Below are 13,557 nucleotides of genomic sequence, written 5' to 3'. Positions count from 1 at the left end.
CTCTATCCCCGAGCACGATCGCGAGAGAGCCCCCGGGGAAACAACCCCTCATCCGGCGCTTCGCGCCACCTTCTCCCACAAGGGGAGAAGGGAAGAAAACCTCTTACGGCTGCTCCATCCGCGCCCTCAGCGCGTCCGCATCCGCCTTCGGCAGCGACTTCAGCGTCGGCTTGATGGTTTCGCCGCCGACGATCTTGCCGTTGCGCATGAACATCCAGTCCGAGATGTCGGCTTCGCTGAACTTGACCGCGTCGCCTGCGTGCTTGCCGGGCAGGTCACGCGGCTCGTTGGCAAAGAAACCGGAATAAGACCCGTTCGGCAGCTTCTTCACCTCGGCGATCCAGATGTGCTCGCCGCCCTTGCGGGTCGAAAAGCGCACTTTTAGGGAATGACCGGTCTCCGACGACTTGGGCGATTCGTAAGAAGCCCAGAAGGTGGGGAGTGTGCCGCGGGCGCGGGCGATCGCGGCGTTCATCTCGGGGTCGGTGGTGCGCACGTCGACGATCGGCGAGCGGTCTTGCGCGACGACTTCCGGCACAGGACCGATGGTCAGAATGCCGAAAACGCTGACGCCGGTGATGGCGGCGAGAACGATCCACTTCAGCGGCTGGGAGAGCTTTGTTGCCATGATCGCGATGTCCAGGATGCTTGTTGTGTCCTGGCTTTGTCGCTCGGCGGCAGCAGCACGTTCAGTGCGCAATAAGCCACAAACCTTGCGCTTCTGCCCTCTCCCCTTGCGGGAGAGGGTGGCTCGCCGCAAAGCGGCGAGACGGGTGAGGGGTTCTATCCGCGAGTCGAACTCACATTTGAATTCGCGGAGACAAACCCCTCATCCGGCGCTTCGCGCCACCTTCTCCCGCAAGGGGAGAAGGAAGAAGAGTTTCAAAACACCTTGCGGATCCAGTTGTGGGGATCGTTGGTGCGGCCGTACTGGATGTCGATGAGCTGCTTGCGCAGGCCCATGGCGACGGGGCCGGCGGCGCCGCCCGAGATCTCGAAGTCGCCGCTCACCGAGCGCACCTGGCCGATCGGCGAGATCACGGCGGCGGTGCCGCAGGCAAACGCTTCCTTCAGGCGGCCCGAGGCCGCATCCTTGCGCCACTGGTCGAGCGAGTACGGCTCCTCGCGCACGGTCTTGCCGGCATCGCGGGCGAGCTTGATGATGGAGTCGCGGGTGATGCCGGGCAGGATGGTGCCCAGCGGCGGCGTCGAGAGCGAGCCGTCGTCGAACACGAAGAACACGTTCATGCCGCCGAGCTCCTCGATGTAGCGGCGCTCGACCGCGTCGAGGAACACGACCTGATCGCAACCGTGCTGGATCGCTTCGGCCTGGGCGCGCAGGCTCGCGGCATAATTGCCGCCGCACTTCACCGCGCCAGTGCCGCCAATGGCAGCGCGCGTATAATTCTCCGAGACCCAGATCGAGACCGGCGCAGGTCCGCCCTTGAAGTAGGATCCAACAGGCGAAGCGATCACCGCGAAGATGTATTCGGACGACGGCTTGACGCCGAGGAAGGTTTCGCTCGCGATCATGAAGGGGCGGAGGTAAAGGCTGCCCTCGCCGCCCGGCATCCAGGCGCGGTCGATGCGCACGACCTGCTCGACCGCCTCGATGAAGACGTCCTCGGGCAGCTGCGCCATCGCCATGCGGTCGGCGGAATCCTTGAAGCGCCGCGCATTGGCGTCGGGGCGGAAGAGGTTCACGCCCCCATCGTCGCGCTTGTAGGCCTTGAGGCCTTCAAAAATTTCCTGGGCGTAGTGCAGCACGGCGCCGGCCGGATCGAGCTGGAAACTGGCGCGCGCCTCGATCTTCGCCTCGTACCAGCCGCCCTTGGCCTGGTTGTAGCGGACGATCGCCATGTGGTCGGTGAAGACCCGCCCGAAGCCTGGGTCCACCAGCTTGGCGGTGCGATCCTTCTCGGACGTGGGATTGGATGCGGGCTGGATGTCGAATGTCATGCTCATGTCCTTGCCTCCCGCTGCCGGTCGCGGCGCGGTTTCTCGCGCCCGCCTGCCCGCTTCCGGGCCCGGCTGGCTTGATTGGTTCCTGGCCGGACCGCCGCCAGCCATGTTACGGCCGGTTTCCGTGGCCAGCATGTCGCCGAGGACATGCTTTTGCGGAAGGCGGAAGTCCAGTATGTTTTGCCGAAATGCCGCTCGACAATCGCACGGTAGATCTGCTCCGGCCGTCGCCGCCTGTCCGGCTCACTCCGGCCGCCCTGCTACGATGCCACCCGACGCGAAGCGATCTAAAATTTCGTGCGGGTCGACGGTTTTGTAACATTGAACCCAAGATACGTCAATATGCCTGACATAAATTTCGCGACTCCCCCCCAAGACGCTGCCGAGCCACGGCCGGCCGCAGGCGACGGAGGCAATTTGCGCTGGGATATCATCGAGCTGCTGTTCTTCGCCTACCGCGATTTCGTCGGCGATCCCGACCAGGAACTTGAGGCCTTCGGCTTCGGCCGGGCCCATCACCGGGTCATGCATTTCGTCTACCGCTATCCCGGGCTGAAGGTTGCCGACCTGCTCGACGTCCTCAGGATCACAAAACAGTCGCTCGGCCGCGTGCTCAAGCAGCTGCTGGACGAGGGCTATATCGTGCAGAAGACCGGCGACAATGACCGACGCCAGCGCCTGCTCTACGCGACGCCGAAGGGCGAGGCGCTGGTGCAGAAGCTCGCCGGGCTCCAGACCACGCGGATCACGAAAGCGCTCGCCGAGATGGCGCCGCAGGATGCCGAGACCGTCAAGCGCTTCCTGCGCGCGATGATCGACCGCGACGATCCGGACAAGGTGCTGGAGACGATCTTCGCTTCCGTCAATCAAGACAGCAAGGAGTGACCGTGCCGCTCGCTGCCACGCTCGCACGACCGCCGGTGCAACCGGCCGACGACGCCCCGCATCTCCTGCTGGTCGATGACGACCGCCGCATCCGCGATCTGCTCTCGCGCTTCCTCGCCGCAGAAGGCTACCGCGTCTCGACCGCCGCCAGCGCCGGCGACGCGCGTTCGAAGCTGATGGGCCTGCATTTCGACCTGCTGATCCTCGACGTCATGATGCCCGGCGAAACCGGCTTCGATCTCGCCCGCTTCATCCGGACTTCCTCCTCGGTGCCGATCGTGATGCTGACGGCGCGGCACGAGGCGGAAGCCCGCATCGAGGGCCTGCAGATCGGCGCCGACGACTACGTGGCAAAACCGTTCGAGCCGCGCGAGCTGGCGCTGCGCATCAACAACATCCTCAAGCGCGCAGCCCCGCCGCCGCAAACCGGGGCGGTCGAGAAGATCGCGTTCGGCCCCTATGTCTATCATCTCGATCGCGGCGAACTCCGCCAGGGCGAAGAGGTCATTCACCTCACCGACCGCGAGCGCGAGATGCTGCGGATTCTGTCGGAAACGCCGGGCGAGACCGTGCCGCGCAGCGCGCTGACCGGCAATGGCAGCGTCAACGAACGCGCCGTCGACGTGCAGATCAACCGCCTCCGGCGCAAGATCGAGACCGATCCCGCCAATCCGCTGTTCCTCCAGGCGGTGCGCGGCATCGGCTACCGCCTGGTGGCCTCGCCATAAATCAGTGAAGCGCGCGCGATGAGCACGATCGATACCGGCCTGACGCTGCTGAAGAGCGCCGCCGGCCGCGTCTCGGCCGCCAATGGCTGGATGGGCAATGCGTTCAAGGGCTGGATGCCGACCGGCCTGTATGCCCGTGCGCTGCTGATCATGATCGTGCCGATGGTGATCCTGCAATCGGTCGTCGCCTTCGTGTTCATGGAGCGGCACTGGAACACGGTGACGCGCCGCCTGTCGGCCGCGGTGGTGCAGGACATCGCCGCGCTGATCGACGTCTACAAGGGCTATCCGCAGGACAAGGACCGCGACCAGATCCGCCGCATCGCGCAGCAGCGCCTCGGCCTCGTGGTCGATTTCCTGCCCGCCGGCGACATGCCGCCGCCGGGACCAAAGCCGTTCTTCTCGCTGCTCGACCAGACCCTGTCGGTGCAGCTCGGCCGCCAGATCGGACGCTCGTTCTGGATCGACACGGTCGGTCGCTCCAACCTGGTCGAGATCCGCATCCAGCTCGACGATGCCGTGATGCGCGTGTTCGCGCAGCGCAGCGCCGCCTATGCCTCGAACTCGGAGATCTTCCTGTTCTGGATGGTCGGCACGTCCTCGATCCTCCTGATCGTCGCGGTGCTGTTCCTGCGCAACCAGATCAAGCCGATCCTGCGCCTCGCCGACGCTGCCGAAAGTTTCGGCAAGGGCCGCGAGGCGCCGAACTTCAGACCCAGAGGCGCGCGCGAGGTGCGGCGCGCGGCGGTCGCCTTCATCGAGATGAAGTCGCGCATCGAGCGCACCATGGAGCAGCGCACCGCGATGCTCGCCGGCGTCAGCCATGACCTGCGCACAATCCTGACCCGCTTCAAGCTCGAGCTGGCGCTGATCGGCGACAATCCCGAGCTCGAGGGCATGCGCAAGGACGTCGACGAGATGTCAATGATGCTGGAGGATTACCTCGCCTTTGCCCGCGGCGATTCCGGCGAACAGTCGCAGCCAACCGACATGGCGCAGGCGCTGGAAGAGCTGCGCAGCGACGCCGAGCGCCACGGCCACGCCGCGACGGTGGCGTTCCACGGCCTGCCGGTGGTGACGGTGAAGCCGGCCTCGTTCAAGCGCTGCCTCGCCAACCTCGTCACCAACGCCGCGCGCTACGGCAAGGCCATCGCCATCACCGGCCAGCGCGATCACCGCTATCTCACCGTCACCGTCGACGACGACGGCCCCGGCATTCCCGTTCACTTGCGCGAAGAAGTGTTCAAGCCGTTCCTGCGGCTGGACAACGCCCGCAACCAGGACGAAGGCGGCACGGGCCTTGGCCTCGCCATCGCCCGCGACATCGCCCGCTCGCATGGCGGCGACATCACGCTCGGCGACAGCCCGATGGGGGGATTGAGGGCGAGTGTGAGAATACCGGTGTAGCTGGCTTTTTCACCTCTCCCCGTAAGAACGGGGCGAGGGAGCGCACCGGCTTCCGGGCTACGATCTCACCTATTCAGGCATCGCGATCTTCAGCTTTCTACATTCACGCCGCCAAACGATCTGCCAGATCCACAAAGCTCGTCGCATAGACGTCGAACCAGCTCTCGGGCGAGACATCGGGCGCAGCGTCGGGCCCGAACTCCAATGGGCGAGGCACGAAGGCCGTCTTCATTCCGAATGCGCGCGCCGCCTTCAGATCATATTTGTGGCAGGCAACCATCAGGATCTGATCCGGCCCATAGCCGAGATAGTCGACGGCGAGTTGATAGACTGCCGGCGCAGGCTTGTAGCTGGTCGCGAGCTCCGCCGTCAGGATCGCGTCGAACGGCAAATCGGCGTGCTTCACCAGCGCGATCACACTGGCCATACCGGCGTTGGACAAGGTCGCCGTACAAAATCTCCGGCGAAGCCGGGTCAGGCCCTCGATCGTGTCCGGCCAGGCATCGAGCTTGGTCCAGACCTCGTTGAGCGCGTCACGCTCGGCCCCGTCAAAACGATCAGACAGGCCGCGCGTCTCGACGAGCTTGTCCAGTGCCTCGCGATAGATGCGATCGACCCGCAACCAGTCGCGGCGGCCGGCGATCACGGCATCCATCGAAGCGCGATAGAGCTCGCGCCACTCCGCCGACAGGGCCGCCCAATCGATGTCGAGCCCCTTGGCCGCATTGATCGCGGCTCCGGCGCGCAGCAGCGGCTGGAAAAAATCAACGCAGGTCCCCTGAACGTCGAACGCGATCGCCTTGATCCCGGTCAGCGCCATTACGCCCACCTATTTCGGCAGCAGCGCCTTCAATTTATCGACGTCGCGCACGTTCATCTTGAAACCGCCGGGCATCACGATGTCGCCGGGCTTCTGGTCGGGCTTGCAGGCGCCCAGCCACTTCGCTTCGAGCGTCATGGAGGTATCGCGGCCCGCGGGGCCGGCAGCGCCGCCTTGCGCGTGTGAGGAGGTCTTCACCGTGTAGGCCGAATTGAAATCGCCCGTGATCTCGGCATGCGAGGTCGTGCTGATGCCGGCGACGTTGCACTCGGAATCGCTGACATAGCCGGTTGCGGTCTTCTTGATGTCCTGCCTGGAGCAGATCTGCTTGGCCATCGGGGAGACGTTGTTGCTCATCTCCTTGTCGACGGTCTCGTCGGTGCAGTGCTGCATGGTCATTTCCGGCATCGCCGAGCCGCTCCTGACCATCTTCATTTCCCAAAGGCCGGCCTTGCGCACCGGCAGGTCGTCGGCACTGGCCACGCCGGCCGACAAGACGAGGCAAAGGCTTGAGCCGAGCAAAGCGAGTTTGCGCGTCATGTTGGAGGCTCCCGGCTTGAGAGAGGCGGCGTTACGACGCCTCAGTACAGCGTGCGGATCGGCCGTTCGGCGGCGCCATAGGGCACCCAGCGGCAGGAGAACGAGATGTAGCCGCCCTCATAGGCCTGCACCGCGAGGAATTTCACGACCTTGCCGTAGCGCGCGCAGTGATCGACCGCGACCTGACGGGCATCGACCTGGGTCGCCATCGAATAGGCGATGATCCCACCGGTGTCGTTGCCCTTGAAAGGTGGCACTGGAAGGAGGTCAGCACGCGCCGACTGGCTCGCCATCATCCCCAGGGCGAGAAGGCCCGCGGCCGCAATGATTCGCATTCCCGTTACTCCAATTGGTTGGCGCCAGTTTACGGTGCCGGGATGGAAGTGAAAAGAACCGAAGCCCTGCCGGGCGCGCCCTTACGGTCAACTCCTCGCCAAGTGTTGCCGTGCTGCACTTGACCCCGCCCGGCCTTCGCGGCACCGTCCGACCTTCGCAAGACCAGCTGTCCGGATTGCCCATGCGCGCCCTCCCCCTGAAATCGCTCCGCTTCGCCGCCGTGCTCGGCCTCATGTTCGGAGCGCTGTCGCTCGGCGAGGCCAGGGCCGCCAATCCGCTCGAGCTGAACTTCTGGCTGAGCGGGCCGCGCTATGACGGCGCCGTCGCCGATTGCGACAGGGCGCTGCCGACGATCGCCAGCCAGTTCTGGGAGAAGGAAAGCTCGTTCTGGAATTCTCCGTTGAAGATCACGGGCTTCGCCGCCGTTCACGAGGTCGCGTTCCGGCCCTGGCAGTCCGACAACATTCCGCGCCGCTACTGCACCGGCGATGCCTTGCTCAACGATGGCAAGGTGCGCAAGGTGCATTTCTCGATCATTGAGGACGGCGGCTTTGCCAGCTACGGCAACGGCGTCGAATGGTGCGTGGTCGGGCTCGACCGCAACTGGGCCTACAATCCGGCCTGCCGCGCCGCCAGGCAGTAATTCGAGAAGCCCGATTCGGCCCGATCAAGCGGCCGAATGCGTCTCGCGTCCATTTTGTTCTTGAAATGTTCCCATCGCCTGCTAGGCTGACTGCACAGTCTAGTTGAGGGGCGTCGCCATGTTTCATTCCAGATTGCATTCATTCTCCCGCCTGATGATCTCGCTGACCCTGGCTGCCGGGCTGGTCACGCTGGCCGGCGGCGCCAAGGCGCAGGACAAGCGGCAGAACGCGCCCGGCGAATTCGATTTCTATGTGCTATCGCTGTCATGGTCGCCTTCGTTCTGCGAAGAGGCGGCGGAGCGCGGCGGGCGCTCCCAGATCCAGTGCAGCGGCCGGCCCTACTCTTTCGTGGTGCACGGGCTGTGGCCGCAATATGAGAGCGGCTTCCCCGAATATTGCCAGCGGCCGGCGCCGCGGCTGAACCGCAACATCGTCTCCTCTATGCTCGATCTGATGCCGGCGCCGGGCCTGATCTTCAACGAGTGGGACAAGCACGGCACCTGCTCGGGCCTCGAAGGCCGCAGCTATTTCGAGACGATCCGCAAGGCGCGCGCCGCGATCAAGATTCCGGCCGAATATCTCGACTTGTCGCAGGCCAAGACCGTGGCGCCGACGGAGGTCGAGGAGGCCTTCATCAAGGCCAATCCAGGCCTGAGCAATGCCGCCATCTCGGTTACCTGCAACCGGACACGGCTGTCCGAAGTGCGCATCTGCCTCAGCAAGGATCTGCAGTTCCGCGCCTGCGAGGAAACCGACCGCCGCGCCTGCCGCCGCGACCAGGTGACGATGCCGCCGATCAGGGGTGGTTGAGGCACAACGCTCTCGTCGTCATTCCGGGATGGTGCGTTAGCACCAGACCCGGAATCTCGAGATTCCGGCTTCACGCTTCGCGTGCCCCGGAATGACAGCAGTTACTTTCATCGCGCGATGTCGTAACTGTCCGCCATGAACTACCGCCACGCCTTCCACGCCGGCAACTTCGCCGATGTCATCAAGCACATCGCGCTCGCGCGCATTCTCACCTATCTGCAGGACAAGCCGGGGGCGTTCCGCGTCATCGACACCCATGCCGGCGCCGGACTCTACGATCTCGAAGGCGACGAGGCGCGGCGCAGCGGCGAGTGGCTGACCGGCATCGCGCGGCTGATGCAGGCGCGCCTGTCGAACGAGACCGCGGCGCTGACGAAGCCCTATCTCGACATCGTCCGCGCCTTCAATCCGAAGGGTGAGCTCAAGGCTTATCCGGGCTCGCCGCTGATCGCGCGCGGCCTGCTGCGGCCGCAGGACCGGCTCGTCGCCTGCGAGCTCGAGCCGAAAGCGCGCAAGGCGCTGATCGACGTGCTGCGCCGTGACGAGCAGGCCCGCGTGGTCGATCTCGACGGCTGGGTTGCATTGCCGGCCTTCGTTCCACCGAAGGAACGGCGCGGCCTCGTGCTGATCGATCCGCCGTTCGAGGCCAAGGACGAGTTCGAAAAACTCGGCGAAGCCTTCGCAACGGCCTTCGCGAAATGGCCGACCGGTATCTATGTAATCTGGTATCCGGCCAAGAACCGCCGCGCCACCGACACGCTGGCGCAATCGGTGGCGCGGCTCGCAGCCGCAGCAAAGCCTCCGGGAAAATGTCTGCGGCTCGAATTCAGTGTCGCGCCGCAGCTTGATGGCGCAGCGCTCACCTCCACGGGACTCCTGATTGTCAATCCCCCCTACACGCTACACGGCGAGCTCAAGACCATCCTGCCCGAGCTGGAAGTGCCGCTCGGCCAGGGCGGCGCTGCCAGATTCCGATTAGAGGTACCTCGACCGTAACACTCCGGCATTCTTGGGAAAAAGATGCAGGAGCGGTAGTCAATCTGCAACGAACCGTATTATGCTGTTTGCGTGACTGGCTTTACGTTCCGCTTCCGCGAATGGTTGCGGCGGAGTGAAGGCCCTAAGAAAGATCCGACCGGACCGATGAGGTCCGCCAAAGGATGGCCAGCTCCCGGGCTTCGTAAGGTCCGGTCATGTCGTGACGTGAGTCTGCGTCGCGACGGAGGAGCAATGAGGGGGAGTTTCCCGATGGCCATGACGGGGACGGTCAAGTTCTTCAACGGCGAGCGCGGCTACGGTTTCATCAAGCCGGACGACGGCGGTCGCGATGTCTTCGTTCACATCACCGCTGTTGAGCGGGCGGGATTGAAGGACCTTGCCGAAGGACAGCGCATTACTTTCGAAGTCGAACCGGACAAGAAGGGGAAGGGACCGAAGGCGGTCAACTTGGTCATCCTCTCCTAGCGCGCCTGACTTAAAAAAAATCCCGACCGCGAGCGGCCGGGAGGTTGTGTCCGGTATTTTCTTCTTCAGCTATCAGAAGTGATAGTTCACGCCCGCGCGCACAACGCTGGCGCTATAGCCGTTTGACACGCCTGTAATGGCGAACTGGCTCGTCGACAGATTGATGTAGAGATATTCGAGCTTGGCGCTCCAGTTCGGCGCGAGGCCGACTTCGGCGCCGGCGCCGATGGTCCAGCCGGCGCTGGTGTGCGACTCCGTCCAACCGAAGGTCTGCGCGCGCAGCTCGCCGAAGGCGAGGCCGGCGGTGCCGTAGAACAGCACGTTGCTGAACGCATAGCCGGCGCGGCCGCGCAGGGTGCCGAACCACGGATTGGAGAACTTCCACGGCGCGAACGTGTCGTCGGCGCCGGCGGCCTGGATGTCGCCCTCGACGCCGAACACCCACGGGCCGTTCTGGAAATTGTAGCCGGCCTGCACGCCGCCGACGAAGCCGGACGGCTTTGCCGGATTGTTGTCGACCGAACCCCATTCGTAACCGATGTTGCCGCCGAGATAGGGACCGGCCCAGCTATACGCATTGAGCGGTTGATTGACGGTATAGGGCGCATGCTGCCCGTAATTGAAATCGGCGGCCTCTGCCGAAGCTGTCCAGCCGGCTGCAACCAACGCGGCTGCGCCCACGACGAACCTCTTCATCGGTACTCTCCAACGCAACTGCCGTCCCCCGCGATGCCGCGCCGCCGCGCGAGACCACCGCATGGTTACGGAACCAAGACTTTTTCGCGTAGGATTTATCGAGAGTTTTAAGTTAAAGGCCTGTTAAGCCGGGTTACCGCGCTGTTAACAGGCTTAAGCAAGCGTTACCGGAACTGCGCCGCCAGCCTGTGCGTACGGCATGGCCGGAACTTCAAATCGGTACCCCCAGCACCTAAATTCGCTCCATGGTTCACGATTCCCCCGACAATCCGGACGAGCGCGCGCGCAAACCGCCCCGCCTTGCCGCAACCGACGCGCCGCCGGAGAGCCTGGCGCCGCCGGACCTCGATCCCGCCACCACGGGCGGCGAGGACGAGGACGATGCGCTGCTGCCTGACATCCTCGAAGAGAGCGGCGCGGTCGGCGAAGGTCCGCTAGCGACCGGCCATGAGGCCATCGAGCGCGCGGTCCGGCTCGCACCGACCTCGCCCGGTGTCTACCGCATGCTAAATGCCAACGCCGACGTGCTCTATGTCGGCAAGGCCAAGAACGTCAAAAAACGCCTGTCGAACTACGCGCGCCAGAGCGCGCCGCAGCCGGCCCGCATCCTGCGCATGATCGCGGCCACGGTGACCGTGGAGATCGTCTCGACCAACACCGAGACCGAGGCGCTGCTGCTGGAAGCCAACCTGATCAAGCAGCTGCGGCCACGCTTCAACGTGCAGCTGCGCGACGACAAATCGTTTCCCTACATCCTGATCACCGGCGACCATTGGGCGCCGCAGATCCTCAAGCATCGCGGCGCGCAGACCCGGCCCGGGCGCTATTTCGGCCCGTTCGCCTCCGCGGGCGCCGTCAACCGCACCATCACCGCGCTTCAGCGCGCGTTCCTGATCCGCTCCTGCACGGACTCCTTCTTCGAGAGCCGCACCCGGCCCTGCCTGCTCTACCAGATCCGCCGCTGCGCCGGTCCCTGCACCCGCGAGATCGACTTCGGCGGCTATACGACGCTGGTGCGCGAGGCGACCGACTTCCTCTCCGGCAAGAGCCATGCGGTGAAGCAGGAGCTTGCCGGCGAGATGGAGAAGGCGGCCAGCGAGCTCGAATTCGAGCGCGCGGCGCTCTACCGCGACCGCCTCGCCGCGCTGTCGGCGATCCAGTCGCAGCAGGGCATCAATCCGCGCACCGTGGAGGAAGCCGACGTGTTCGCCATCCACCAGGAGGGCGGCTTCTCCTGCGTCGAGGTGTTCTTCTTCCGCACCGGCCAGAACTGGGGCAACCGCGCCTATTTCCCTCGCGCGGAGAAGACCTTCACGCCGGAGGAAGTGCTGGGCTCCTTCCTCGCCCAGTTCTACGACGACAAGCCGCCGCCGAAGAACATCCTGCTCTCGCACGAGATCGAGGAGAGCGAGTTGCTCGCCAACGCGCTGGCGATCAAGGCCGGGCACAAGGTCGAGGTCACCGCACCCAAGCGCGGCGAGAAGAAGGAGCTCGTCGCCCACGCGCTGACCAATGCGCGCGAGGCGCTCGGCCGCAAGCTCGCGGATACTGCCACGCAAAGCCGCCTGCTCGACGCGATGGCGACCACGCTGAGCCTGCCGCATGCGCCCAAACGCATCGAGGTCTACGACAACAGCCACATCCAGGGCACCAACGCGGTCGGCGCCATGATCGTCGCTGGGCCCGACGGCTTCGTGAAGAACCAGTACCGCAAGTTCAACATCAAGTCGGAAGGGCTCACGCCGGGCGACGACTACGCCATGATGCGCGAGGTGCTGGAGCGCCGCTTCAAGCGCCTGATCAATCCGCCCGAGGACGCCGCCGGCAAGGCGAAAGACGACGACTTCCCGCAATGGCCCGACCTCGTCATCATCGACGGCGGCCGGGGCCAACTCAACGCCGTCCGGGAGATCTTCGCCAATCTCGGCCTGACCCAGGTGTCGCTGATGTCGGTCGCCAAGGGGCCGGACCGGGATGCCGGCCGCGAGACCCTGTTCATGCCGGAACGCGAGGCGATCAAGCTCGAGCCGCGCGATCCCGTGCTCTATTTCATCCAGCGGCTGCGGGACGAGGCCCACCGCTTCGTCATCGGCTCGCACCGCAAGCTGCGCAAGAAGGACATCCGCGAGGCCGGTTTGCAAGAAATTCCGGGCATCGGCCCGTCGCGCAAACGTGCCTTGCTGCATCATTTCGGAACCTTGAAGGAGATCGAACGGGCCTCGATCGCCGATCTCGGCAAGGTTCCGGGGGTCAGCGCCGAGAGCGCCCGCCGGATTTTCGAGTATTTCCATCCCCAGCCGGGATGAACTAAAGGGGACAGAGTCATATGGTCGTCGCATCCCGTACCCCATGTGGGAGGGACGGTTGACCTCAGGCCATCAGCGGTATTGGTAGGACGGATGAACATCGCCACGACACGAGGGACGACCAGCCGCGCGATGTCCCTCCCCAACATCCTCACCTACGGCCGGATCGCCGCGATCCCGGTCGTGGTCGGATGCATCTATGCGCAGTCGATCATGGACTATCCGCTGTGGCTGCGCTGGGTCGCGGTCGCCATCTTCATCGGCGCCGCGGTAACGGACTATCTCGACGGCTATTACGCGCGGATCTGGAATCAGCAATCGGCGTTCGGCCGGATGCTCGACCCGATCGCCGACAAGCTGCTGGTCGCCTCCTGCCTGCTGATGCTGGCCGCCGACGGCATCATCCACGGCTGGTCGCTGTGGGCCGCCATCGTGATCCTGTGCCGCGAGATCCTGGTGTCGGGCCTGCGCGAATATCTCGCCGCGCTCCGCGTCAGCGTGCCCGTAACCAAGCTCGCCAAGTGGAAGACCACCGTTCAGCTCGTCGCCATCGGCTTCCTGCTCGCAGGCCCGGCCGGTGACGAGGTCGTTCCGGTGGTCTCGCTGATCGGCCTCGTCCTGCTGTGGGCCTCGGCGCTGCTGACCATGTACACCGGCTACGACTATTTCCGCGCCGGCATCCATCACCTCATCAAGGAGGATGAGGCATGAAGGTGAAGTACTTTGCCTGGGTGCGCGAGCGCATTGGCAAGGCCGAGGAGACCATCGAGCCGCCCGCGACCGTGCGCACGGTCGAGGAGCTGATCGCCTGGCTGTCCGGTCAAAGCGAGGCCTATGCCTACGCCTTCGAGAAGCCGAAAGTGATCCGCGCCGCGATCGACCACGCCCACGTCAAGTCGGATGCCGCGATCGCCGGCGCGCGCGAGATCGCATTCTTCCCGCCGATGACCGGCGGCTAG

At 64.7% G+C, this 13,557-nt stretch carries 16 protein-coding genes; 10 read left to right on the top strand and 6 right to left on the bottom strand.

Annotation, left to right across the window (positions count from 1 at the left end):
• Nucleotides 1-103: 103 nt before the first annotated feature.
• Together AAFG16_RS06045 and AAFG16_RS06040 are read right to left on the bottom strand one after the other, a co-directional pair.
• Nucleotides 104-628 carry a DUF2314 domain-containing protein gene (locus AAFG16_RS06045; protein ID WP_283083960.1) on the bottom strand — a complete coding sequence of 175 codons (525 nt, stop codon included), beginning with the start codon at nt 626-628 and terminating at the stop codon, nt 104-106.
• A gap of 254 nt (nt 629-882) precedes the next feature.
• A complete protein-coding gene (locus tag AAFG16_RS06040; RefSeq protein ID WP_283083959.1) occupies nt 883-1,965 on the bottom strand; it encodes a branched-chain amino acid aminotransferase in 1,083 nt (360 codons plus the stop codon).
• Nucleotides 1,966-2,304: 339 nt separating this feature from the next.
• Between AAFG16_RS06040 and AAFG16_RS06035 the strand changes: the two genes are divergently transcribed.
• Genes AAFG16_RS06035 through AAFG16_RS06025 form a run of 3 tightly spaced genes read left to right on the top strand, consistent with a single transcriptional unit; the run spans nt 2,305 to nt 4,982 of the window.
• Nucleotides 2,305-2,847, top strand: coding sequence for a MarR family transcriptional regulator (locus AAFG16_RS06035; RefSeq protein ID WP_283083958.1), 543 nt, complete (start codon nt 2,305-2,307; stop codon nt 2,845-2,847).
• Complete coding sequence (locus AAFG16_RS06030; protein WP_342738029.1) at nt 2,844-3,575, top strand: response regulator transcription factor; 732 nt, start codon at nt 2,844-2,846, stop codon at nt 3,573-3,575. The genes AAFG16_RS06035 and AAFG16_RS06030 overlap by 4 nt, the downstream gene beginning before the upstream one ends.
• Nucleotides 3,576-3,593: 18 nt before the next feature.
• A complete protein-coding gene (locus AAFG16_RS06025; RefSeq protein WP_283083956.1) occupies nt 3,594-4,982 on the top strand; it encodes an ATP-binding protein in 1,389 nt (462 codons plus the stop codon).
• A gap of 103 nt (nt 4,983-5,085) precedes the next feature.
• Here AAFG16_RS06025 and AAFG16_RS06020 read toward each other — a convergent pair whose 3' ends face one another.
• From AAFG16_RS06020 to AAFG16_RS06010, 3 genes are read right to left on the bottom strand one after another with little or no spacing between them, the layout of a single operon-like run.
• The gene (locus tag AAFG16_RS06020) at nt 5,086-5,802 is read right to left on the bottom strand and encodes a haloacid dehalogenase type II (protein ID WP_342738027.1); all 717 of its coding nucleotides are present in this window, start codon (nt 5,800-5,802) and stop codon (nt 5,086-5,088) included.
• Between the two features lie 9 nt (nt 5,803-5,811).
• On the bottom strand, nt 5,812-6,342 hold the full coding sequence (locus AAFG16_RS06015; protein WP_342738025.1) for a DUF3617 family protein: 531 nt from the start codon (nt 6,340-6,342) through the stop codon (nt 5,812-5,814).
• 41 nt (nt 6,343-6,383) lie between these two features.
• Nucleotides 6,384-6,677 carry a hypothetical protein gene (locus tag AAFG16_RS06010; RefSeq protein ID WP_283083953.1) on the bottom strand — a complete coding sequence of 98 codons (294 nt, stop codon included), beginning with the start codon at nt 6,675-6,677 and terminating at the stop codon, nt 6,384-6,386.
• A 182-nt stretch (nt 6,678-6,859) separates the two neighbouring features.
• On the opposite strand from AAFG16_RS06010, the gene AAFG16_RS06005 reads away from it, so the two are divergent.
• The 4 genes from AAFG16_RS06005 to AAFG16_RS05990 all read left to right on the top strand — a co-directional run bounded on the left by AAFG16_RS06005 (nt 6,860) and on the right by AAFG16_RS05990 (nt 9,596).
• Nucleotides 6,860-7,321, top strand: a complete 462-nt coding sequence (locus AAFG16_RS06005) for a hypothetical protein (RefSeq protein ID WP_283083952.1) — start codon at nt 6,860-6,862, stop codon at nt 7,319-7,321.
• A 118-nt stretch (nt 7,322-7,439) separates the two neighbouring features.
• Nucleotides 7,440-8,132 carry a ribonuclease T2 gene (locus AAFG16_RS06000; protein ID WP_283083951.1) on the top strand — a complete coding sequence of 231 codons (693 nt, stop codon included), beginning with the start codon at nt 7,440-7,442 and terminating at the stop codon, nt 8,130-8,132.
• Between the two features lie 135 nt (nt 8,133-8,267).
• Nucleotides 8,268-9,128 carry a 23S rRNA (adenine(2030)-N(6))-methyltransferase RlmJ gene (gene rlmJ / locus AAFG16_RS05995; protein ID WP_342738020.1) on the top strand — a complete coding sequence of 287 codons (861 nt, stop codon included), beginning with the start codon at nt 8,268-8,270 and terminating at the stop codon, nt 9,126-9,128.
• Nucleotides 9,129-9,380: 252 nt separating this feature from the next.
• Nucleotides 9,381-9,596 carry a cold-shock protein gene (locus AAFG16_RS05990; RefSeq protein ID WP_008544396.1) on the top strand — a complete coding sequence of 72 codons (216 nt, stop codon included), beginning with the start codon at nt 9,381-9,383 and terminating at the stop codon, nt 9,594-9,596.
• A 72-nt stretch (nt 9,597-9,668) separates the two neighbouring features.
• On the opposite strand, the gene AAFG16_RS05985 is transcribed toward AAFG16_RS05990, so the two are convergent.
• Entirely contained in the window at nt 9,669-10,292 is a 624-nt protein-coding gene (locus tag AAFG16_RS05985; protein ID WP_342738018.1) for an outer membrane protein, read from the bottom strand.
• Nucleotides 10,293-10,537: 245 nt separating this feature from the next.
• Between AAFG16_RS05985 and uvrC the strand changes: the two genes are divergently transcribed.
• The 3 genes from uvrC to moaD all read left to right on the top strand — a co-directional run bounded on the left by uvrC (nt 10,538) and on the right by moaD (nt 13,557).
• The gene (gene uvrC / locus AAFG16_RS05980; protein WP_342738016.1) at nt 10,538-12,598 is read left to right on the top strand and encodes an excinuclease ABC subunit UvrC; all 2,061 of its coding nucleotides are present in this window, start codon (nt 10,538-10,540) and stop codon (nt 12,596-12,598) included.
• A 93-nt stretch (nt 12,599-12,691) separates the two neighbouring features.
• Complete coding sequence (gene pgsA, locus AAFG16_RS05975; protein ID WP_200498028.1) at nt 12,692-13,309, top strand: CDP-diacylglycerol--glycerol-3-phosphate 3-phosphatidyltransferase; 618 nt, start codon at nt 12,692-12,694, stop codon at nt 13,307-13,309.
• Complete coding sequence (moaD, locus tag AAFG16_RS05970; protein ID WP_007614873.1) at nt 13,306-13,557, top strand: molybdopterin converting factor subunit 1; 252 nt, start codon at nt 13,306-13,308, stop codon at nt 13,555-13,557. The genes pgsA and moaD overlap by 4 nt, the downstream gene beginning before the upstream one ends.

It is taken from the genome of Bradyrhizobium sp. B117 (genome assembly GCF_038969555.1).
Classification (GTDB): Bacteria; Pseudomonadota; Alphaproteobacteria; order Rhizobiales; family Xanthobacteraceae; genus Bradyrhizobium.
Note: the sequence above shows the minus strand (reverse complement) of the source record. Positions and strands in the feature narration are given on the sequence as shown.